Consider the following 22,391-nt stretch of genomic DNA (forward strand, 5'->3'; position numbering starts at 1 on the left):
GCTCTCGCCGCTTTCAGCAGGCAGAGCACTTAAGCAGGCGATGAAAACAGTACTTTCTGCAAGCAACACCAATGCTATTGAACCAACTTAGAGTGAGGCTGTAACTGTTTCAAGCCTTGCAAGACGAGAGCTGCGACAACTTTTGCACCTTCGGGTTGAAAATGAGTATTGTCACTTTTACCCTCTGGGTATGCTTGGTAAATCCCTGCAGGAAGATTCATAAAATAGTGTTCAGTGACATAATCACGCCCCTGCTGTGAAAAATATTTAGCCGAAGAGCTCGTCAAATCAATCAAATCTACCTGGAGTTGTTTCGCGACTTCCTTCATTGCTGCGGGATATGCTCCATGAGCACTCCCTAAAACTGCACCAGACCAAGGATAGTTACGGGTCACTGGGGTAACAAGGATTGGGACAGCCTGCTTTTGACGAGTTTGCGCAACAAATAAACGCAAAAACTGCTGATAACCCTGAATATTGACATAGCGCTCTGGCTTTTCAAGCGCAGCATCATTGTGACCAAATTGAATCAATACCAAATCATTCGGCTGCAAGGCATGGTATACCGCTTCCCAACGGCCTTCTTCAAAAAAAGTTCGACTACTGCGCCCCCCCTTGGCGCGATCATCCACCAGCGCTTGTTCACCAGAAATCAGCGCAATATCCGCCAAATTGTCTTTGGTCAACAAAGGTTGAAGAACTTGCCCCCAACCCGTTAAAGGATAACGATGACTCATATAAGCTGACTCGAGAGAATAGTCAGTCATCGTTGAGTCACCAACTAAATAAATCGTAATACTTGGCATATCCTGCTCTTTACTGCGTACTGAAAAACTAAGGGAGAGTAACATCGCGAGTAATATAGTGATGGTCTTATTCATAATCGTGGACTCTCTGGACAACTTGATAACCGCATTTACTCAAGTGTAAGATGCTGATCAAAGTACTTATTTGGCCACAGTGGTCGTACATCAACAACATCCATAGAAGCCGCCTTCGCCGCCATGATGCCAGCGTCAGCATCTTCAAACACCAAACAGCGCTGAGGCTCAACATTCATTAACTTCGCGCACAACAAGAAAGTATCCGGCGCGGGTTTATGAGCATCGACCAAATCAGCGCCAACAATGGCAACTAATTGCTCAGCGATGCCTAATTTATTGAGCAAGAACTCCGCTTCCTGCTGAGAAGCACCAGTGCCCACAGACATCGGTTTTTTGCCCTGAAAGTGATTAAATACAGTCAATAACGGCGTCGCCTGTATTTCTGCATGAACTAAGTCCTGATAGTGCTGATTTTTCGCTTCTACCACCGCATCCACTTTAATCCGTGTCATATTGGCCTGCGCTAGTAAATTTTCTACAGTTTGTTCCGCTGGCATACCACTCATCGCCAACATTTGCTGCGCGGTGTAAGGAATCGCAAAATGCTTTAATACTCGCTCCCAAGCAGCTTGATGCTGTTGCAACGAATCGATTAAAGTCCCATCCATATCAAAAATAAAAGCGTCATAATCTTGGTATTGTTGGATATTCATTGTCTACTCGAAATTATCTAGAACTAAACAGCAGCCCTTTCAGCCGATCATCATACCAACAAGCCTTCATAAAATAGACAAAAATAATTTGTAAATACCGCCGTACAGCTAAGGCAAACAACAAATCGCTAGCCAGTAGATGCCCACAGAAAGAGTCAACTGAAAAACACACAGTCGCTTTCCACGGGGATAAATTTAAAATGCCCAATGCAGAATCCTTGTCTTAAGCTCTGGTCACCTAAATTTCAAAGTCTTATCTGGGGTTAAGCAGCATGATGTAAAACCAACACGCGAGAAGCGTCTCGAAAATAACACGAAACTAGGTTGAGTTTATATTTTTAGGTTAAACTAACATTATTCAAACAGTTAAGAGTAATAATGGAAAAACTATGGTGCGTTTCTTCTTAGTTCCTTTGCTACTTACAATACTGTGGACGTTATTTTTGTTCCACTACGGTCTAAGTTTTAAACAAGGTCGAAAAGGATATTATTGGATCATCGCAATCAGCAGCCTACTCATTGGCTTTTTCGGCGTCATGATGTGGTTAACACGTTAAGCATAAAAAAAGCTTGCCTAAGCAAGCTTTTTTTAGATGGTTAGAGTATTAGCCACCAACTAAGGATAGTAATACCCCGGCGGCAACTGCGCTACCCAATACTCCGGCAACATTCGGTCCCATCGCATGCATTAATAAGAAGTTATGAGGATTAGCCTCTAAACCGACCTTATTGGCGACTCGGGCCGCCATTGGCACTGCCGATACACCAGCAGCCCCAATCAATGGGTTAATATTCCCCCCCCCGACACGATTCATCACTTTCGCCATCAACACCCCTGAAGCGGTACCAATAGCAAATGCGATCGCCCCAAGCCCCAAAATCCCTAAGGTTTCAACCGTTAAGAACTTGTCAGCTGACAACTTAGAACCAACGGCCAAACCAAGGAAAATGGTTACAATATTAATCAGTTCGTTTTGTGCAGTTTTGCTTAAACGATCAACCACGCCACTCTCACGCATTAAATTCCCCAGACAAAACATCCCAACCAAGGGCGTTGCCGCTGGTAAAAACAGAATCGTTAAGCCAAGCACTGCGATTGGAAAAATTATTTTCTCCCGCATGCTAACTGGGCGTAATTGTTCCATTTGAATTTCACGTTCTTGTTTAGTCGTCAACGCGCGCATAATAGGCGGTTGAATAATCGGAACCAAGGCCATGTAAGAATAAGCAGCTACCGCAATCGCGCCCAATAAATCAGGCGCCAATTTAGAAGCTAAAAAGATAGCCGTAGGTCCGTCGGCACCACCAATAATGGCAATCGCAGATGCGTCGGCAAGCGTAAAGTTAAAACCAGGCACCCAGTTTAAGGCTATCGCGCCAAATAAAGTCGCAAAAATCCCGAATTGAGCGGCGGCACCTAATAACAACATTTTGGGATTAGCAATTAATGCCCCAAAATCCGTTAAAGCCCCCACCCCCATAAAGATCAATAAAGGGAAAACGCCAGTTTCGATCCCCACATGATAAATGTAATACAGTAAACCACCCTCTTCAGTAAAACCTGCGTTAGGAATGTTTGCTAATACTGCACCAAAGCCAATGGGTAATAACAATAAGGGTTCAAATTTACGGACAATCGCCAAATATAGCAGTAATAAACCCACTGCCATCATGACCACCTGACCAAGCTCAAAATTGGCGATACCCGTTTCGAGCCAAAGCTTCATTAATCCTTCCACTGTCGCTCCTTTATGCGATGCTAAGCAGGATTTCGCCTACCGCTACCGCATCACCTTCTTTAACTAGAACCTCTGCAACCACCCCGGTTTTAGCGGAACGAATTTCGGTTTCCATTTTCATTGCTTCCATGATCAACAATACGTCACCTTCCTGAACTTGCACCCCAGGTTTGGCCAAGACTTTAAAAATATTTCCAGCTAATGGTGCCGGCAGTGCTTCACCGCCAGTTGGGACCGCCACAGGGCTTGCAGGCGCAGAAGAACTTACAGCCGCCACTCCATCAATGGAGCCTTCAGGACCGACATCAACGGTGTAAAGCTGCCCATCGACCCGTACCGAATAAGTCTCGACAGAACCTTGCTTAACAGCAACCGCGGGCGCGGGCTTAACGTCATCGGCGCTAGGCATCGGCTCAAAAGCGGATGCATCGCCACGATTCTCCAGAAATTTCAAGCCGATTTGTGGGAATAAGGCATAAGTTAAAGCGTCGTCAATCACCGCATCTGCCAGCTTAAAGCCTTTGTCTGCTGAATGTTGTTTTATTTCAGACTCTAAACGTTCCATTTCAGCTTCGAGTAAATCAGCTGGACGACAAGTAATGGCTTGTTCGCCATCAAGCACTCGTTTTTGTAGTTCACTATTTAGTTCGCCGGGAGCTTTACCGTAATGACCAGTTAAAATACCAGCCGTCTCTTTGGTAATGGTTTTATAGCGCTCCCCGGTAAGCACATTAATCACCGCTTGCGTGCCCACAATTTGTGAGGTTGGCGTGACTAGCGGGATATAACCTAAATCTTTACGAACTTTAGGGATCTCTGCCAGTACTTGGTCCATTTTATCGGCCGCTCCCTGCTCTTTCAGTTGGCCTTCCATGTTCGTCAGCATCCCACCAGGCACTTGCGCAATCAGGATCCGAGAATCAACCCCCTTCAAGCTGCCCTCAAACTTCGCATACTTCTTACGAACTTCACGGAAGTAAGCGGCAATAGCTTCCAATTTCGTCAGATCTAAACCAGTGTCACGCTCAGTCCCTTCTAGCATCGCCACGATAGTTTCTGTTGGGCTATGTCCATAGGTACAGCTCATCGAAGAAATGGCGGTATCAATAATATCCACCCCGGCTTCAATGGCCTTCATATGAGTCGGTAGACTTAAACCCGTGGTCGCATGACAATGCAAAGCTATCTCTACGTCAGTATCGGCTTTCAGACGTTTAATTAATGCCTCAGCTTCATAAGGCTTAAGTAGGCCAGACATATCCTTAATTGCAATCGAATGACAACCAAGGTCTTCCAAGCGCTTCGCCAAATCAACCCAGTTTTCGATAGAGTGAATCGGACTAGTGGTGTAAGAAATCGTTCCTTGGGCATGCGCCCCACAATCAAGCGCCGCTTTTACCGCCGTTTGAAAGTTACGAGGATCGTTCATCGCATCGAAGATACGAAAAACATCCATCCCATTTTTAACTGCGCGCTCTACAAAACGTTCGACCACATCGTCAGCATAATGCCGGTAACCCAATAAATTTTGTCCCCGTAGCAACATCTGTTGCTTGGTATTTGGCATGGCTTTTTTCAGTTCTCGCAGACGCTCCCATGGATCTTCACCCAGATAACGAATACAAGCATCGAAGGTCGCCCCACCCCATGTCTCCAGAGACCAATAACCAATTTGGTCTAATTGCTCAGCAATGGGCAACATATCTTCAATACGAAGACGGGTTGCTAGCAATGATTGGTGCGCATCACGTAGCACAACATCGGTTAAAGCAAGTGGTTTAGACATTGCGTTAAATCCCCTTTAGTTATTGAGCCTTCCGGTACTGTTGAACCGCTGCAGAGATCGCAGCAACAACGGCGGTATTATTGGCTTGTTTAGTCGAAGTAGAAGACGAGTGACTAGGCTTGGTTGGTTCGATCAATGGCGGAGCTAATTTGGCAAGACCTAAAACGGCTAAAATAAGCAACGATAGGAAAGCAAACACGGCGACCATCCCGATCCCCATAAGTGTGGCTGCTTCCAACAACAGCTCGGTCATATCTATCATATTATTAATCCACATCCTTTAAGATTGCCGTAAGAATTACATGCAAACTGACAAAAATCAAACTGGAATTTGAATAAATATTCAAAATATTAGTATTGTTAATTTTATTTTATCAATAGGAAAATTCATAATCTAGTGACGGCGAAACCTGACAAGGCTAAATAAGCTATATATTAACAAGCTGTTAACATTCATCGCGATACAGATTATTGTCCGATTTATAAGCTAATTTACCAGCTTAGCTAAACTAAAAGAAGCCTGCAGGATCACAACAGTTACAAAATGAAGCTGAATAAGAGATGAATACCAATTTCAACTAGAGATCCTAACTTCGTAAGATAAAAATGTCCCCTATAAACCATCAAATTATTCACAAGCAGGTATCACTAAAGGCTAAAAAAATACCCTGATTTAAAAACCTTAGCGCGCTATCAATGATAGCTATGAAGCCAGCTTCGACAAATTAATATCAAATAATAGTGAGGGACTTGGCTTTTAAGCAAAGCGCAACAAAAATGAATCAACTCATTGAAGAGGCCGCCGTCTGCGCGCAGATTCAAAGCTATCGATCAACCAATAACAATTCTAAATATCGATGTCATTCATCGAATGTCGATGATGATTAGCTGAGCGCAAATACAATATTTGTAAGAGCATAAGCGCATCGAAACCGCTTTAGAGCAGTAAACAAAAGAGAAGTCATAGAAAGGAGATGGCGCGCGTGGAAGGATTCGAACCTCCGACCGCCTGGTTCGTAGCCAGGTACTCTATCCAGCTGAGCTACACGCGCACAGATAACACTTGAATAAAAAACTCACATTAATGGTGAGCCTCTTAAAGAATGGCGCGCGTGGAAGGATTCGAACCTCCGACCGCCTGGTTCGTAGCCAGGTACTCTATCCAGCTGAGCTACACGCGCGTTGAAATCGATGGCGGTGAGGGAGGGATTCGAACCCTCGATAGGGCTACAAACCCTATACTCCCTTAGCAGGGGAGCGCCTTCGGCCACTCGGCCACCTCACCACGATTTCACTCCAACAAAATCAGCATAACACTGATTTTAAGAAGAATGGCGCGCGTGGAAGGATTCGAACCTCCGACCGCCTGGTTCGTAGCCAGGTACTCTATCCAGCTGAGCTACACGCGCGCAAAAACACTGCAATATAAGAATGATCACTCATTCTATTGTAAATAATGGCGCGCGTGGAAGGATTCGAACCTCCGACCGCCTGGTTCGTAGCCAGGTACTCTATCCAGCTGAGCTACACGCGCACAGAAACACTTGAATAAAAAAAGCTCACATGAACTATGAGCTTTTAAAATAATGGCGCGCGTGGAAGGATTCGAACCTCCGACCGCCTGGTTCGTAGCCAGGTACTCTATCCAGCTGAGCTACACGCGCACAAAAAAACTGTTTATATAAAAACGACCGAAATCATTCTACTTTAAATATGGCGCGCGTGGAAGGATTCGAACCTCCGACCGCCTGGTTCGTAGCCAGGTACTCTATCCAGCTGAGCTACACGCGCGTTGAAATCGATGGCGGTGAGGGAGGGATTCGAACCCTCGATAGGGCTACAAACCCTATACTCCCTTAGCAGGGGAGCGCCTTCGGCCACTCGGCCACCTCACCGCGATTTCGGATGCAGATATTACTGCTTCCAAAAATATAGTCAAACCTTTTTTGCCAGTTTTCTTTTGTTCGTACAGCTTTCGAACAGTTCGCTGTATTTTTGATAGATATACGTCCAAAAATGCAGCGAGCACAATTCTTTCTGAACCAGCAAGCGAACCGAAGAACACCGCATAAACAACACATCAGGCGATATATCTTGCTGCACTGTTTTCAATCAAATGGTCAAACCAAAGCCCCCGAGAACATCAGATGACACAATAAACTTCAAAACATCATTTACCAAACCCGACAAAGCCGATCGAAGTGAAATCGATTGATGACGATGTGAGCATTACTCATACGCATTTAAATAGCTAAATCGCTAAAAACTAACCAAATACAAATCGCAAATAACGGTGCTTCAATGAGGTAGGTGTTCAAAGTAAGCAAAGGCTGATATCAATGTCTGTGCTTTGCGCTTACTTTAGATAAGCCACAGCAAGCAAATGTCACCGATAACATGATGCATCAACGAAGCCGTGACCAATCACCAGCGACTTGAGGTTCAACTTAAAAGCATTTTTGGAAGTAAACCAAATGGCATACCTTGCGACATCAATGATGGTTCATGAAAAATCAATCAAATGAAGATGAGACATGTTAAACAACAAACAGTTAAAGCTTTTAGGCGCCGACTGAAGGTCTACCTCAACGGCTTGGTTAGAGGGCGCTGCAGTCCCAAAAACACAAAAGGAAGCCTAAGCTTCCTTTTGTAAATTTGAGCACCAACGCGTGCTTATGCGCTGGCATTTTTCTCGGCTTGAATGCGCATATAAATTTCTTCACGGTGAACCGAAACTTCTTTCGGTGCATTAACACCGATACGTACTTGGTTTCCTTTCACACCCAATACGGTCACAGTCACTTCATCCCCAATCATCAAGGTTTCGCCTACACGACGAGTCAAAATTAGCATTTATATCTCCTTAAATTCGATTTCTTATTCTTTAGCGACTTAACAGACTATTATTTTCAATTATTCAGCCTATAGACTAGCCTGTTTAAGTCGCAGAGTCATTATTATTGGTCGAGCTTGTAGGCGCTATGCAACGCACGCACGCCCAGTTCCAAATATTTTTCATCAACCACTACCGATACTTTGATTTCAGAAGTTGAAATAAGTTGCATATTTATTCCTTCTGCACCAAAAGTCTCAAACATAGTTTTAGCGACACCGGGGTGGTTCATCATGCCAACGCCAACAATAGATATTTTTGCTAAAGAATCTTTACCTTGGACTGCTCGGGCACCCAATTTTTCGCAAGTTTGCTCTAGTAAGACTTTGGCGCGTTTATAATCATTACGATGTACCGTAAAAGTAAAGTCAGCTGTACCATCGCCCATTGAGTTTTGAATAATCATATCCACATCAATGTTCGCTTCCCCAATCGGAGTCAAAATTGCCGCTGCCACCGCAGGTTTATCTGGCACACCCAAAATCGTTAAGCTCGCTTCATCCCGATTAAAGGCAATACCAGAAATGACCGGTGATTCCATTTTATTTCCCTCATAGCTAATTAGAGTGCCATTACCTTCTGCAAAACTGGATAATACTCGCAGTGGCACATTATATTTCCCGGCAAATTCCACTGCACGAATTTGCAGAACCTTCGCTCCCAAGCTAGCCATTTCAAGCATTTCTTCAAAAGTAATACTCTCTAAACGGCGCGCCTTAGGCTCAACCCGCGGATCAGTGGTGTATACACCATCCACATCGGTGTAGATCTGGCACTCATCGGCCTTCAGCGCGGCTGCAATGGCAACAGCAGTGGTGTCTGAACCACCACGACCAAGCGTAGTAATATAGTTATCTGGGCTACGCCCCTGAAACCCAGCAATCACCACAACTTTATTCTTCGTTAAGTGAGCCTTGATGTTTTGATCGTCAATGCTAGTAATACGCGCTTTACCATGCGCATTATCAGTATGCATTTGGATCTGATCTCCCGTCATCGAAATCGCATCACAGCCCTTCTTCTGTAAAGCAATACTCAACAAGGCTATTGTCACCTGCTCACCAGTTGATACCAGAACATCCTTTTCACGCTCACTGGCGTTTTCATCGATTTGATTCGCTAAGCCCAACAAGCGATTGGTTTCACCAGACATCGCTGAAAGCACCACAACTAAATCGTCACCCGCTTGTTTATGCTTAATCACTCGGTCAGCCACGGCTTCGATACGCTCTATCGTACCCACCGATGTACCGCCATATTTTTGAACAATTAGTGCCACTTGCTTTCCTTCTTTCTTAACACTGAATGTTGATATGTTTAAAGCTTTTCGCCTAGCCACTGTTTCACTTGTGCCAGCGCATTTGCTATACCATCGGGATTATTACCACCAGCTTGTGCCATATCAGGTCGACCGCCGCCTTTACCGCCAACGCATTGGGCTGCAATATTAACCATTTCACCCGCTTTAACACGGCTTGTTAAATCTTTAGTGACGCCAGCAATTAGACTGACTTTACCGTCGCTTACCGTGCCCAAGAGTACCACGCCACTTTCCAATTTAACTTTCAACTCGTCTACGATGCTGCGCAAGGCTTTGCCTTCAACACCATCGAGGAAGGCAATTAATACTTTCACACCGTTAATCGTTTGTACTTGATCTGCCACATCGTTACTGGCGACACTGGCCAATTTGTCTTTCAATTGGGAGATTTCTTTTTCCAACATCTTGTTTCGGTCAACCAGCTGCATCACTTTTTCACCGATGGTGAATTGATCACCTTTGACCAAGTTAGCTGCCGTTTGAACTTCTTCGGTTAATCGATGGATCAGATCAATCGCAAATTGCCCGGTAACGGCTTCGATACGACGGACGCCAGCTGCAATCCCTGATTCGCTAGTCACTTTGAAAAAGCCAATATCACCAGTATGATTTACATGGGTACCACCACAAAGCTCTGTAGAGAAGTCACCCATGCTCACCACCCGCACGTCATCATCATATTTTTCACCAAATAGCGCCATTGCACCGGCTTGTTTGGCTTCTTCCAAGTTCATCACCTTGGTGAGTACTGGTAGGTTACGGCGAATTTGTTGATTGACTAAATGTTCGATCTGACTAATCGACTTCATCGAAATCGCTTCAAAATGAGAGAAATCAAAGCGTAAACGTTGCGCTTCAACTAACGAACCTTTTTGCGATACATGCTCGCCAAGTGTTTGTCGTAAAGCTGCATGTAATAAATGAGTCACCGAGTGATTAAGTGCCGTGTTCCAGCGGCGACGTGAATCTACTTTGGCCCTTAGTTGCTGCTGGGCAAGACTAGCCCCTTGAACATATCCCTTATGTAGAAAGGCTTTTCCTAACTTAATGGTGTCTTCAACGACAAAGCTACCGCCGTCAAATTGAAGCTCACCAGCATCCCCAGCCTGACCGCCAGATTCAGCATAAAATGGCGTTTTATCAAGCACTAAAATGCCATGATCACCATTCTCTAACACCGACTGTTCCTCACCTTCTTTAAACATTGCAACAATGTTTACCTCGGCTTCTAGATGTTGATAACCTAAAAACTCGGTTTCGGCGTTAATTTGCAGATTATCGTTGTAGTCCGTATCGAAATGACTCGCTTTTTTAGCGCGTTCTCGTTGCGCTTGCATTGCTGCGGTAAACTCAGCCTCATCGACACTAAGCTCACGCTCTCGAGCGATATCGGCAGTTAAGTCCGCAGGGAATCCATAGGTATCATAGAGTTTAAAAACTAACTCACCCGGGATAACGGAGCCCTCTAAGCCCTGAAGCGCCTCATCTAAAATCATTAAGCCGCGATCTAAAGTCTTAGCAAATTGCTCTTCTTCTTGACGTAAGACTCGCTCAATAACAGGCTGCTGCTTGGCCAATTCTGGGTATGCATCCCCCATTTCGGTAATTAAGGCCGCTAACAGTTGATAAAAGAAACCTTCTTGCGCACCAAGCTTATTCCCGTGACGCACAGCTCGACGAATAATTCGACGCAATACATAGCCGCGGCCTTCATTAGCGGGCATAACACCGTCGGCAATCAAGAACCCACATGCTCGAATATGATCAGCAATGACCCGTAACGATTTATTTTCTAAATCATTGGTACCGATGATTTTTGCAGCTGCTGCAATCAAGTTTTGGAAAATATCAATTTCGTAGTTGGAGTGGACCCCTTGTAAAATCGCAGAGATCCGCTCAAGGCCCATGCCGGTATCAACGGATGGGTTTGGTAAAGGCTCCATATGCCCGTTAGCTTGGCGGTTAAACTGCATGAATACGACGTTCCATATCTCGATGAAACGATCTCCATCTTCTTCAGGGGATCCCGGAGGGCCACCCCAAATATGCTCGCCATGATCATAGAAAATTTCGGTACAAGGACCACAGGGTCCTGTGTCACCCATTTGCCAAAAGTTATCAGACTCAAACTTTTTCTCTGGTGACTTGTCACCAATACGAATAATCCGATCTTGTGGTACACCGATTTTATCGGCCCATATATTAAAAGCTTCATCATCCGAGTGATAAACCGTCACCAACAACTTTTCTTTAGGTAACTTAACCACTTCGGTTAAAAACTCCCATGCGTAAGCAATTGCATCTTCTTTGAAGTAATCACCAAAACTGAAGTTGCCTAGCATTTCGAAAAAAGTGTGGTGACGTGCAGTATAGCCAACATTTTCTAAATCATTGTGCTTACCGCCCGCCCGAACACAACGCTGTGAGGTTGTCGCTCGGGTATAACTACGCTTGTCAATTCCGAGAAATACATCTTTAAATTGATTCATACCCGCGTTAGTAAATAGTAAGGTTGGGTCGTCATGTGGCACTAACGAACCACTTGCCACAACTTGGTGATTTTTGCTGTTAAAGAAGCTTAAAAACGCTTCTCTTACTTCAGCTGAAGTCATCTTCATGAAACTCTTTCCTGGGGGTTTGTAGCAACTCGACTTAGTGGTAAAGCTAGTATTACTCGTCGACAAGCGCTGAAAAAAATGAAACTCAAATTAATCGCGACAATATAGCACGCAGACCTTTATAGGCAAAGTGTTCGACACTTATTGCTGCTGCTCGCTAAACAAAAGATTGATCAGTTCAAAATCGAAGCCACGACGATATAGGTAAGCGCTGCATTTTTGCTGTAAAAGTCGTTCGGAGGGGAAGCCTTGACTGAATTTACGTGCAAACAGCTGCTGAAGGGCTTGATACCAATCCCATTCAGGAAGCGCTAACACTTCTGTGACAATCGCCTTATCGATTCCTTTACTGAGCAAGTATTGATAGAGGTAATTACGTCCATAACCTTTAGCAAGGCGGGAGCGAGTTAATTGCATCGCATAATTAATATCATCCAACCAAGCATTCTGCTCAGCATAGTCAATGGCGTCAGCGATATCCGAGGGTGAATAACCCTTTTGTTGCAGTTTTTGCGATAATTGACGGCGACTATAGGCGCGTCGAGAAAGTAAATTGATGGCTGAGTTTAAAGCGCTACGCTGGTTCATCATTAATAAAAAGGAGCCTTACGGCTCCTCTAGATTGGCTTACGCTTCGCTATCGACTGGCAAGTCTTCAACGTTTACCGGCTCTTCCGCAACCACGGGATTAAGAAGGTTATTACGAATGGTCAATTCAATTTCTTGAGCGATTTCTGGATGCTCTTTTAAGTAATTTGAGGCATTCGCCTTACCTTGACCAATTTTTTTACCTTTATAAGAGAACCAAGCACCAGCTTTATCAACTAGTTTTTCAGCCACTCCAAGGTCAATTAATTCACCGTAGCGATTAAAACCTTCACCATACAAAATCTGAAACTCGGCCTGCTTGAACGGAGCCGCTATTTTATTTTTAACAACTTTAACGCGCGTTTCGTTACCAACAATTTCATCACCGCTTTTCACTGCACCGATACGACGAATATCTAAACGAACCGAAGCATAAAACTTCAAGGCATTACCACCCGAAGTGGTTTCAGGGTTACCAAACATCACGCCAATCTTCATCCGGATTTGGTTGATAAAGATACACATACAGTTGGTTTGTTTCAAAGTACCCGTTAACTTACGTAAAGCTTGAGACATTAAGCGTGCTTGCAAGCCAACGTGGCTATCACCCATATCGCCTTCAATTTCGGCTTTTGGTGTCAGTGCGGCCACTGAGTCAATCACTATCATATCAACCGCGCCAGAACGGGCCAACATATCAGTGATTTCTAAGGCTTGCTCACCCGTATCAGGTTGAGAGATAAGTAGCTCATCAACATCGACGCCTAACTTTTTAGCATAGATAGGATCCAGAGCATGCTCAGCATCGACAAAAGCACAAACCTTACCGGCTTTTTGCGCCTGCGCAATGGCTTCTAGTGTTAAGGTTGTTTTACCAGAACTTTCAGGGCCATAGATCTCAATCACCCGGCCCATAGGTAAGCCACCAGCGCCTAAAGCGATATCCAAAGATAACGAACCGGTAGAAACCGTTTCAATATCCATAGTACGGTTATCGCCAAGTTTCATAATTGAACCTTTGCCAAATTGTTTTTCAATTTGACCTAAGGCCGCAGCCAGTGCCTTTTGTTTATTTTGATCCATATCGCCCTCATCAGGTGCTTTAAACAATCTTATTGTCCAGTAGTATACTGTTTATTCATACAGCATCAAGTTTATTCCACTATAAATTAGTAAAAGAGTTTTGCCTAATCCAGCCACAACTTTTATCCTTGCAGCTTCATTTAGCCAGTTCACTATGCAGTTCGATGACCGAAATGACCGATATCAATCTAGAAAAACATACACCGATGATGCGCCAATACCTTAGCTTAAAGGCACAGCACCCCGAAATTTTACTATTTTATCGGATGGGTGACTTCTATGAATTGTTCTATGAAGATGCCAAGCGTGCTTCTGAATTGATGGATATTTCCTTAACCAAACGAGGACAATCTGCGGGCAACCCAATACCAATGGCCGGGATCCCCTATCATGCCGTAGAAACGTACTTATCCCGTCTGGTGCAACTCGGTGAATCGGTCGCGATATGCGAACAGATCGGCGACCCGGCAACCAGTAAAGGTCCAGTAGAACGTAAAGTGGTTCGCATCATCACACCAGGCACAGTCAGCGATGAGGCTTTATTAGAAGAAAAGCAAGAAAACCTATTGGTAAGCGTTGTAAATCAACAGCTGCAGATTGGACTCGCCTATTTAGATATTGCCAGCGGCCGGTTTGTGATTAATCAATTCAGCGGTGAACAACAGCTTCAAGCTGAGTTGCAAAGACTTAAGCCCTCTGAGCTACTATACCCCGATAACTTTGAGTTTGTAGAGATCTTACAAGCGAATAAAGGCCTACGTCGGCGCGGAGAGTGGGAGTACGATCTTGCCAGCGCACAAAAAATATTAAACCTACAATTTGGTACCCGTCACCTAGATGGTTTTGGCGTTAGTGAATACCCATTAGCGATAGCTGCCGCAGGTTGCTTAATGCAATATGTTCAAGATACACAACGCACCGCCTTACCGCATATCAATACGATCATCATCGAAAAGCAAAATCAATTTATTCAACTCGATGCTGCTAGTCGTAAGAACCTTGAACTCACCCGTAATTTGTCTGGCGGGCAAGAGCACACCCTCAGCGCAGTATTAGACCGCAGCGCAACCGCAATGGGGAGTCGGCTGCTAAATCGTTGGCTGCATCAGCCCTTAAGAGATCAGGCTCAAGTCCGTGTGCGTCAAGATTGCATCGCCGAATTAATCCAAGCAGATTTATACGGACAACTACAAACTCAGCTCAAAGCAATTGGAGATATTGAGCGAATTTTAGCGCGTTTGGCGCTGCGCTCAGCGAGGCCTCGAGATCTGGCCAGACTTCGCAATGCATTTAATATCTTGCCCGAATTACAAAGCAACTTACAACAAACTGTCGCTTTAGCACCATTGGCTAAAGACATTGCTGATTTTCCAGAACTACTGGAACTATTACAGCGAGCGCTGATCGATAATCCGCCAGTGTTAATTCGTGACGGTGGGGTAATAGCCGCAGGCTATAATCAGGAGCTTGATGAATGGCGAGATCTAAGTGACGGCGCCAATGACTACCTTCGTCAAATTGAACAACGAGAGCGAGAGCAAACCGGGATTGCCAACTTAAAAATCGGTTATAACCGAGTACACGGCTTCTATATTGAAGTCAGTCGCCTATATGCAGACCAAGTACCGGAGCACTATATTCGTCGTCAAACTTTGAAGAATATGGAGCGTTACATTATTGCCGAACTCAAAGAGCATGAAGAAAAAGTACTCTCCAGCCAAGGCAAAGCACTTGCTCTTGAAAAACAATTATATGACCAATTATTAGATCTACTGCTACCAAAAATCAGTGAATTACAGCGTAGTGCCCAAGCTTTGGCACAGTTGGATGTTCTTAGCTGCCTCGCTGAACGCGCCGAGTATTTAAACTACGTTCGCCCTAGTTTTGTCCAACAAGCTTGTATCAACATTCAAGGTGGGCGCCATCCAGTCGTTGAACAAGTTAACGAAACGCCATTTATTGCTAATCCCGTCCAACTTAATCCGCAACGTAAATTATTGATTGTGACTGGCCCTAACATGGGCGGGAAATCAACCTATATGCGACAAACCGCACTGATTAGTTTAATGGCCTATATTGGTAGCTATGTACCCGCGGATAGTGTCGAAATCGGCCCTATAGACCGAATTTTCACTCGAATTGGCGCATCTGATGACTTAGCGAGTGGGCGTTCTACATTTATGGTTGAAATGACCGAAACCGCTAATATTTTACACAATGCGACCCCCCATAGTCTGGTCCTCATGGATGAGATTGGTCGCGGAACTAGCACTTATGATGGAATGTCCTTAGCATGGGCTGTTGCCGAACAACTCGCCAACATAAGCTCTTTAACTTTATTCGCGACCCATTACTTCGAACTCACTCAATTACCGAAGCTCATCGACGCAGTCGCCAATGTTCACTTAGACGCTGTAGAGCATCATGACACCATTGCATTCATGCATCAGGTTCAAGAAGGTGCAGCCAGCAAAAGCTTTGGTTTACAAGTTGCTGCCTTGGCAGGGATCCCCCAATCGGTGATCTCAAAGGCCAAAATAAAGCTAACACAACTGGAAGCATCAGTGCCACACGATAGTCCGGCTCAGCCACAAGACCAAGCATTTGAACAGCAACTGAACATTGAGCTTCCCCTCCCCCAACAACATCCAGTCATTGAGCAACTTAAAATGCTAGATCCCAATGAACTGTCACCACGAGCGGCCCTAGACTTGCTCTTTATGCTCAAGCAACAAACGAGTCACTAATCTTTAGTGCTCAAATAAAACTCAATCAAAAAAGGAAGCCGAAGCTTCCTTTTTTATTCAAACGATAAAATATTAGACTTTAAATAAAGCGTCTATAGACAAATTTTGTAATGACAAAATATCCCGTAAACGACGCAATGCCTCCACCTGAATTTGTCGAACCCGTTCCCGGGTAAGGCCAATTTCGCGTCCTACATCTTCTAAAGTCGATGCTTCATAGCCGAGTAAGCCAAAACGGCGCGCCAATACTTCACGCTGTTTACTATTCAGTTCACCTAACCAGCCAACAATGCTATTTTTCATATCATCGTCTTGGGTTCGATGCTCTGGACCGTGATCATTTTCATCAGAAATGATATCGAGCAAGGCTTTATCGTTATCTCCGCCAATTGGTGTATCCACAGAGCTAATACGTTCGTTCAAACGCAGCATCTTAGTCACATCTTCAACGGGACGGTCGAGAGTCTCGGCAATTTCTTCTGCGGTTGGTTCATGATCTAAACGATGAGCTAACTCACGTGCTGTACGTAAATAAACATTCAGTTCTTTTACCACGTGAATCGGCAAACGAATGGTACGAGTTTGATTCATGATGGCACGTTCAATGGTTTGACGGATCCACCAAGTTGCGTAAGTCGAGAAACGAAACCCGCGTTCCGGATCAAACTTTTCTACCGCTCGAATCAATCCCAGATTACCCTCTTCAATCAAGTCTAATAACGCTAAACCACGGTTATTATAACGGCGAGCAATTTTAACCACTAAACGTAAGTTACTTTCGATCATTCGTTTACGAGCGGCCTCATCACCACGCAGCGCTCGTCGTGCGTATAAAACTTCTTCCTCTGCAGTTAATAGTGGAGAGAAACCAATTTCACCAAGATAGAGCTGAGTCGCATCTAAACTCTTGGAGACATCGGCTTGCATGATGTCATCTTTTTCAGCGGTACGTTCAACCTTAGTATTACCTGTCGTTGAAACACTTTTTAGTTTTACAGCAGTTTTTGCTTGAGTCATAGCATAGCCTCCCTGAACAGACCTGATTGCTAATTATTATTGTGTGCAATCTAGGCTAGAGTGTCGGTAGAAACCTTGTTGGATCGACCGACTTTCCTTTGAAACGGATCTCAAAATGTAATCGCGTATCAGTTGTCCCTGTATCCCCCATATCAGCGATATGTTGTCCTACTACTACTTGCTGTTTTTCCTTCACTCTTAAACGACTGTTATGTGCATAAGCACTTAAGTAATCGTCATCGTGTTTTATAATTATAAGTTTTCCATAACCTCTTAACGCGCTCCCTGCATAAACCACTTTGCCTGACGCTGACGCTACTACTTTCTGACCTTGCTTGCCACCAATATCGAGTCCCTTATTACCATTGGCTTTAGTTGAGAAGCCTTTGATAATTCTACCCTTTGTAGGCCAAACCCAGCCTTTAGCAGCTTTCGTTGGAGCCTTGGTTACACGCTTGGTCGAGTTTTTAGCGTATGCCTTTGTTGACGTTGATTCAAGTTTTTTTGACGATTCATTAACATATTTGACTTGCGCTTGCGCTGTTTTATGCTTGCTTGGTTTAGCCTTACCGGACTTAACTCCGTTAGATTTCAATTTAATAGTTTGACCTACAAAGATTGTATACGGAGCTGAGATATTGTTTCTTTTTGCTAAAACTTTGGGGTCAAGCCCAGCTCGCCATGCAATGGAGTAAAGAGTCTCTCCTTGCTTAACGGTATAGCGAGTAGAATTTAAGACCCCATGATTATCAGCATTGTAAATTCCAGCATCACTCACTGGCGCTGGCGCGCCCTCTCGACTACAGCCAAATAACAGGCTAAGCGAAATGAAGAAAATGAGATACTGCAATGTTTTCATCTAATTAACGTAATAGTAAATAGGCAACCACTGCTAACACAATAACCAACCAACCCAATAATTCAACGTATTTCCGCAGTTGTTCTTCCATTCTCTTGCCGCCCCACTTCATCAGCCCGGCCACCAAATAGAAGCGCATCCCACGGCCAATGAATGAAATAAGTAAGAATGGAACGAAAGCCATATTCAATATACCAGCTGTTAAAGTAAATACTTTATAGGGGATTGGCGTAAAACTAGCGACAAACACCACCAATACTCCCCAATGCTCAAACCAACGAAAAGCAACCTCCATTTTATCTTGGTAACCGACTGACTTCACCAACGGAGCGACCAGTGGTTCATAGAAAAACTGCCCTAAGCCGTAACCCAAAGCGGCTCCGAGTACTGAAAAGATAGTGGCCAATAAGGCAAAGCGCCAAGCCCTGTATGGTTGCGACAATGCCATCGGTGCTAACATCACATCCACCGGGATTGGCCAGAAAACTGATTCGATAAAGCTCATGCTACAAAGATAGCGAACTGCATGTTTATGCTCTGACCACAACATCACTCGGTCATATAAATGACTAAATATCTTCACGCTAATTCACCATTCACAAGAGGGACAAAACGTACTGGCTCTAAACAGCGCTCGCTGTAACCCTGTACCTGTTTTTCGATCAACAATAAAGTTTGCTGTTGCTGTTGCGCGCCAACTGGAATAATCATCCGCCCACCAACATTTAACTGCTCCACCAGTGCTTGTGGCACCTCGGTTGCTGCGGCCGTCACCAGAATCGCATCAAAAGGCCCCTTACTTGCCCACCCCAGCCAGCCATCACCATGCTTTGTCGCTACATTATGTAAATCGAGTAGTTTGAGACGACGCTTAGCTTGAAACTGTAAAGTTTTGATCCGTTCTACCGAATAAACTTGCTCAACCAGAGCCGCTAATACCGCGGTTTGATAGCCCGAGCCGGTCCCGATTTCCAATACTTTTTTCGGCTTTGCTTCTAGCAACAACTCGGTCATTTTCGCCACGATGTAAGGCTGAGATAAAGTTTGCCCTTGACCAATTGGTAAAGCGGTATTGTCCCAAGCTTGATGAGCTAAAGCTTCATCGATAAAATACTGACGAGGGAGTTTGGCGATGGCGCTAAGTACCTCGCGATTACTAATGCCGTGTTGGCGCAGTTGATTCACTAACTTCAAACTATGAGGGCTTTCGCCAAATTGCATTACAGTGCCTCCCAATCCTTGATCCACATATCGAGTGAGTCCAAATATGCGTGTGCCGTCATGTCGATGGTAAGTGGGGTTATCGATACATAGCCTGCCGCAATGGCGGCAAAGTCGGTTCCCTCACCAGCATCCTGCATGGCTCCCGGAGGACCTAACCAATATATATCGTGCCCTCGCGGATCTTGTTGTTTAACCATCATTTCTGCACGGTGACGACTTCCTAAACGAGTTACTTTTATGCCCTTTATTTGACTTAAAGGCAAATCAGGAACATTAACATTTAAAATTTGATTACTGGGTAAACTCTGTTGACGGAGTTGTTTGACCAATTTCAAGCTGATTGCTGCAGCGCTCTCATAGTGCTTTCCTTCGCTACCAACCAATGAGACCGCAATGGCAGGCAAACCTAAATTGCGACCTTCCATGGCTGCCGCGACAGTCCCCGAATACAATACATCATCGCCCAGATTTGCACCTTCATTTATCCCTGATACCACGAGCTCAGGCAACTCATCAACCAGCTCATTGATCGCGAAGTGCACACAATCGGTCGGCGTTCCTTTTACCGAAATAATATTATTTTCCAGCTCAACGATCCGTAAAGGATTTTCTAAGGTCAATGAGTTACTAGCACCACTGCAATTTCGATCTGGGGCAACCATCATCACTGGAGCGATACTTTGTAAGGCCTCTGCTAAACAGTGGATCCCTGGAGCATATACACCATCATCATTACTCACTAATATGGTCATTATCATCGCCCTCGCAATTAACAATTTCTCGAAGAATACTTGTAGCGTAATTCCCCGCCGTTAAAAAAAAGCTCAGAACTAAATCGTTACCTTCAGCATGATAATTAAATTCTTTAGGCCGTAATGCTATAGCGCGACGTTCCATTTTCAAGCCAGCTTCAGCCAAACCCGCCACAATGTCTGGGTAGGCGGCAAGCACCGCACTTTCAAATGCCAAAGCCTTATCTAAAGATACCAGCTCCCCTTTGCCAACCATGGGCGCCGATAACTCTATTTCCCCTTGCTGAAAACGCTCTACGATGCTTGACTCTGCTTGCTCAGCCACAAAATAAGCATTGCTCGTAGCAAACTTCATCACATCGCCATCGAGTATTTGATTAAATAACTGCTGCTCAATGCGTTGGCTAATCGCATGATTAAACACTAAACTGCGCGCCGCTGATAAATACATACTGCGTTTTTCACGGTTTTTAATCCGTTTGCCTGTAAACATCGCCAAAGCATTATCAATATTCCCTGCTCCCCGGCCGAAGCGCTGTGAGCCAAAATAATTTGGAACGCCCATCTTTGAGACTAACTTAGCCCGGGCCATAGCTTGCTCGATGTCGGAAACATCACGCAGACGGATCACAAAGTTATTCCCCGACAAAGCCCCCCGTTTCAGCTTACGATTATGACGAGCAATCGCGATAACTTTCACGCCCGAGCCCAAATCTTCGGCCAACTCAATATTGGATTTTCCAGGCAATTGGATACTAAACCATTGACGGGTAACCGCATGACGGTCCTTTAAACCCGCGTAGCTCACGTCTTTAGGGCTTACTTGGCAAGCTTCCGCGAGCATCTTGGCAACCCAAGCGGTGTTCTCTCCTGTTTTTTCGATTTGAACCAACATGTGCTCGCCATCACCGCTAAATTCAAACGGCAGCACCTCATCAACCCGAAAATCGACGGCTTGTTGCTTTAACAAACCAGTGCCAGTAGGTTGGCCATGCAGAAAATTAAACTCAGAGATAACTTGTGAATAATTGCTCACTTAACAAGCCTCCAATAACACAACTGCATGACTAGAAATCCCTTCTTTTCGCCCTTCAAAACCGAGCTTTTCAGTAGTGGTGGCTTTTACATTCACGCGGTCAATATCCACATTTAGATCCTCGGCAATGTTTTGACGCATCATTTCAATGTGAGGCGCCATCTTAGGCGCTTGTGCAACAATTGTTAGGTCAAGATTACCGAGTTTATAAGCGCGCTGGCTCACCTCCGCCATCACTTGACGCAGTAAAATACGCGAGTCAATCCCTGCATAAGCGGGGTCATTATCGGGGAAATGATGGCCAATATCACCTAAGGCTAAAGCACCCAGTAATGCGTCGCAGAGAGCATGCAAAGCAACATCACCATCAGAGTGGGCGACAAAACCCTGTGGATAAGGAATGGCAACACCTGCAACCATCAATGGTCCTGGTCCACCAAATTTATGTACATCAAAGCCGTGCCCAATGCGGATGCTCACGCGGTTTCCTCTTTATTAAGTTGTTGACTGACATACCACTCGGCTAACGCTAAATCTTCAGGGCAAGTCACTTTTATATTATCGCTTCGACCAACCACAATGCTCACCGACTGACCCGCCCATTCCATGGCCGAAGCTTCATCAGTAATCTGAACCCCAGCTTTTAAGGCTTGAGAGAGACATTGTTTTAATGGCGCGACTTGAAACATTTGTGGCGTTAATGCATGCCAAAGCTGCTCCCTGGAAACGGTATGCTCAACTTTACCTGAAGCGGCGCGTTTCATGGTATCGCGTACTGGAGTGGCTAAAATAGCGCCATCGGCGTGTAACTCTACATGGCGAATTAACTTGCTAATATCTTGATGAGTAATACATGGCCGAGCGGCATCGTGTACCAAAACCCAAGCATTCTCATCGATAGCCCCCAGCCCAGCCAATACCGAATCGGCTCTTTCTTCTCCACCAAACACCGTTAAAACCTTATCAGAAGCGGCTATAGCTAAGTGCTTAAACCATTGGTCCTCGGGGTGCAACACCACGACCACCCGCGCAATATCGGGGTGAGAAAGGAAAACACCAAGTGTGGTTTCTAAGATTGTTTGCTGACCAATCTTTAAGTATTGCTTGGGAATATCCGCCTGCATTCGCGAACCAATTCCCGCGGCAGGAAGCAATGCAATATATTGCTTCGATATAAAGTTCATCAATAGT

Annotated in this window: 19 protein-coding genes and 8 tRNA genes; 1 reads left to right on the forward strand and 26 read right to left on the reverse strand. The window is 44.8% G+C overall.

Annotation, left to right across the window (positions count from 1 at the left end; translation table 11 throughout):
- Positions 1 to 74: 74 nt before the first annotated feature.
- From ACRRS0_RS14400 to recA, 18 genes are all read right to left on the reverse strand, one after another.
- On the reverse strand, positions 75 to 881 hold the full coding sequence (locus tag ACRRS0_RS14400) for a rhamnogalacturonan acetylesterase (RefSeq protein ID WP_432452497.1): 807 nt from the start codon (positions 879 to 881) through the stop codon (positions 75 to 77).
- Between the two features lie 35 nt (positions 882 to 916).
- Positions 917 to 1,537 (reverse strand): beta-phosphoglucomutase family hydrolase, encoded by a 621-nt coding sequence (locus tag ACRRS0_RS14405; RefSeq protein ID WP_432452496.1) that lies wholly within the window; start codon positions 1,535 to 1,537, stop codon positions 917 to 919.
- 605 nt (positions 1,538 to 2,142) lie between these two features.
- Complete coding sequence (locus tag ACRRS0_RS14410) at positions 2,143 to 3,276, reverse strand: sodium ion-translocating decarboxylase subunit beta (RefSeq protein ID WP_432452495.1); 1,134 nt, start codon at positions 3,274 to 3,276, stop codon at positions 2,143 to 2,145.
- A gap of 10 nt (positions 3,277 to 3,286) precedes the next feature.
- Entirely contained in the window at positions 3,287 to 5,062 is a 1,776-nt protein-coding gene (oadA, locus tag ACRRS0_RS14415) for a sodium-extruding oxaloacetate decarboxylase subunit alpha (protein ID WP_432452494.1), read from the reverse strand.
- Positions 5,063 to 5,081: 19 nt separating this feature from the next.
- Positions 5,082 to 5,324 carry an OadG family transporter subunit gene (locus tag ACRRS0_RS14420; protein ID WP_432452493.1) on the reverse strand — a complete coding sequence of 81 codons (243 nt, stop codon included), beginning with the start codon at positions 5,322 to 5,324 and terminating at the stop codon, positions 5,082 to 5,084.
- 713 nt (positions 5,325 to 6,037) lie between these two features.
- A tRNA-Arg gene (locus tag ACRRS0_RS14425) sits at positions 6,038 to 6,114 on the reverse strand.
- A 52-nt stretch (positions 6,115 to 6,166) separates the two neighbouring features.
- Positions 6,167 to 6,243, reverse strand: a tRNA-Arg gene (locus ACRRS0_RS14430).
- 11 nt (positions 6,244 to 6,254) lie between these two features.
- Positions 6,255 to 6,347 (reverse strand) — tRNA-Ser (locus ACRRS0_RS14435).
- Positions 6,348 to 6,394: 47 nt separating this feature from the next.
- Positions 6,395 to 6,471 (reverse strand) — tRNA-Arg (locus ACRRS0_RS14440).
- A 48-nt stretch (positions 6,472 to 6,519) separates the two neighbouring features.
- Positions 6,520 to 6,596 (reverse strand) — tRNA-Arg (locus ACRRS0_RS14445).
- 53 nt (positions 6,597 to 6,649) lie between these two features.
- A tRNA-Arg gene (locus ACRRS0_RS14450) sits at positions 6,650 to 6,726 on the reverse strand.
- Between the two features lie 50 nt (positions 6,727 to 6,776).
- Positions 6,777 to 6,853: transfer RNA gene (locus ACRRS0_RS14455), tRNA-Arg, on the reverse strand.
- A gap of 11 nt (positions 6,854 to 6,864) precedes the next feature.
- Positions 6,865 to 6,957, reverse strand: a tRNA-Ser gene (locus ACRRS0_RS14460).
- Positions 6,958 to 7,735: 778 nt separating this feature from the next.
- Positions 7,736 to 7,915 carry a carbon storage regulator CsrA gene (gene csrA / locus ACRRS0_RS14465; protein ID WP_137671596.1) on the reverse strand — a complete coding sequence of 60 codons (180 nt, stop codon included), beginning with the start codon at positions 7,913 to 7,915 and terminating at the stop codon, positions 7,736 to 7,738.
- A 104-nt stretch (positions 7,916 to 8,019) separates the two neighbouring features.
- Positions 8,020 to 9,234: an aspartate kinase gene (locus ACRRS0_RS14470; protein WP_432452492.1), complete on the reverse strand. Its 1,215-nt coding sequence runs from the start codon at positions 9,232 to 9,234 to the stop codon at positions 8,020 to 8,022.
- Between the two features lie 38 nt (positions 9,235 to 9,272).
- Entirely contained in the window at positions 9,273 to 11,894 is a 2,622-nt protein-coding gene (gene alaS, locus ACRRS0_RS14475; protein WP_432452491.1) for an alanine--tRNA ligase, read from the reverse strand.
- A gap of 141 nt (positions 11,895 to 12,035) precedes the next feature.
- Positions 12,036 to 12,485 (reverse strand): regulatory protein RecX, encoded by a 450-nt coding sequence (locus ACRRS0_RS14480; RefSeq protein ID WP_432452490.1) that lies wholly within the window; start codon positions 12,483 to 12,485, stop codon positions 12,036 to 12,038.
- 36 nt (positions 12,486 to 12,521) lie between these two features.
- Entirely contained in the window at positions 12,522 to 13,565 is a 1,044-nt protein-coding gene (recA, locus tag ACRRS0_RS14485; protein ID WP_432452489.1) for a recombinase RecA, read from the reverse strand.
- Between the two features lie 164 nt (positions 13,566 to 13,729).
- Between recA and mutS the strand changes: the two genes are divergently transcribed.
- Positions 13,730 to 16,312 carry a DNA mismatch repair protein MutS gene (gene mutS, locus ACRRS0_RS14490; RefSeq protein ID WP_432452488.1) on the forward strand — a complete coding sequence of 861 codons (2,583 nt, stop codon included), beginning with the start codon at positions 13,730 to 13,732 and terminating at the stop codon, positions 16,310 to 16,312.
- A 72-nt stretch (positions 16,313 to 16,384) separates the two neighbouring features.
- Here mutS and rpoS read toward each other — a convergent pair whose 3' ends face one another.
- The 8 genes from rpoS to ispD all read right to left on the reverse strand — a co-directional run bounded on the left by rpoS (position 16,385) and on the right by ispD (position 22,384).
- Positions 16,385 to 17,239: an RNA polymerase sigma factor RpoS gene (gene rpoS / locus ACRRS0_RS14495; protein WP_432456168.1), complete on the reverse strand. Its 855-nt coding sequence runs from the start codon at positions 17,237 to 17,239 to the stop codon at positions 16,385 to 16,387.
- Positions 17,240 to 17,384: 145 nt separating this feature from the next.
- Complete coding sequence (locus ACRRS0_RS14500; protein WP_432452487.1) at positions 17,385 to 18,188, reverse strand: peptidoglycan DD-metalloendopeptidase family protein; 804 nt, start codon at positions 18,186 to 18,188, stop codon at positions 17,385 to 17,387.
- Between the two features lie 4 nt (positions 18,189 to 18,192).
- Positions 18,193 to 18,771: a YqaA family protein gene (locus tag ACRRS0_RS14505; protein ID WP_432452486.1), complete on the reverse strand. Its 579-nt coding sequence runs from the start codon at positions 18,769 to 18,771 to the stop codon at positions 18,193 to 18,195.
- Positions 18,768 to 19,409, reverse strand: coding sequence for a protein-L-isoaspartate(D-aspartate) O-methyltransferase (locus ACRRS0_RS14510; RefSeq protein ID WP_432452485.1), 642 nt, complete (start codon positions 19,407 to 19,409; stop codon positions 18,768 to 18,770). Before ACRRS0_RS14510 ends, ACRRS0_RS14505 begins: the two co-directional genes overlap by 4 nt.
- On the reverse strand, positions 19,409 to 20,167 hold the full coding sequence (surE, locus tag ACRRS0_RS14515) for a 5'/3'-nucleotidase SurE (protein ID WP_432456167.1): 759 nt from the start codon (positions 20,165 to 20,167) through the stop codon (positions 19,409 to 19,411). Before surE ends, ACRRS0_RS14510 begins: the two co-directional genes overlap by 1 nt.
- Positions 20,145 to 21,200: a tRNA pseudouridine(13) synthase TruD gene (truD, locus tag ACRRS0_RS14520; RefSeq protein WP_432452484.1), complete on the reverse strand. Its 1,056-nt coding sequence runs from the start codon at positions 21,198 to 21,200 to the stop codon at positions 20,145 to 20,147. Before truD ends, surE begins: the two co-directional genes overlap by 23 nt.
- A complete protein-coding gene (ispF, locus tag ACRRS0_RS14525) occupies positions 21,201 to 21,680 on the reverse strand; it encodes a 2-C-methyl-D-erythritol 2,4-cyclodiphosphate synthase (RefSeq protein ID WP_432452483.1) in 480 nt (159 codons plus the stop codon).
- Positions 21,677 to 22,384 carry a 2-C-methyl-D-erythritol 4-phosphate cytidylyltransferase gene (gene ispD, locus ACRRS0_RS14530; protein ID WP_432456166.1) on the reverse strand — a complete coding sequence of 236 codons (708 nt, stop codon included), beginning with the start codon at positions 22,382 to 22,384 and terminating at the stop codon, positions 21,677 to 21,679. Before ispD ends, ispF begins: the two co-directional genes overlap by 4 nt.
- Positions 22,385 to 22,391: the final 7 nt, after the last annotated feature.

The organism is Agarivorans sp. QJM3NY_29, assembly GCF_050870835.2.
Lineage (GTDB): Bacteria > Pseudomonadota > Gammaproteobacteria > Enterobacterales > Celerinatantimonadaceae > Agarivorans.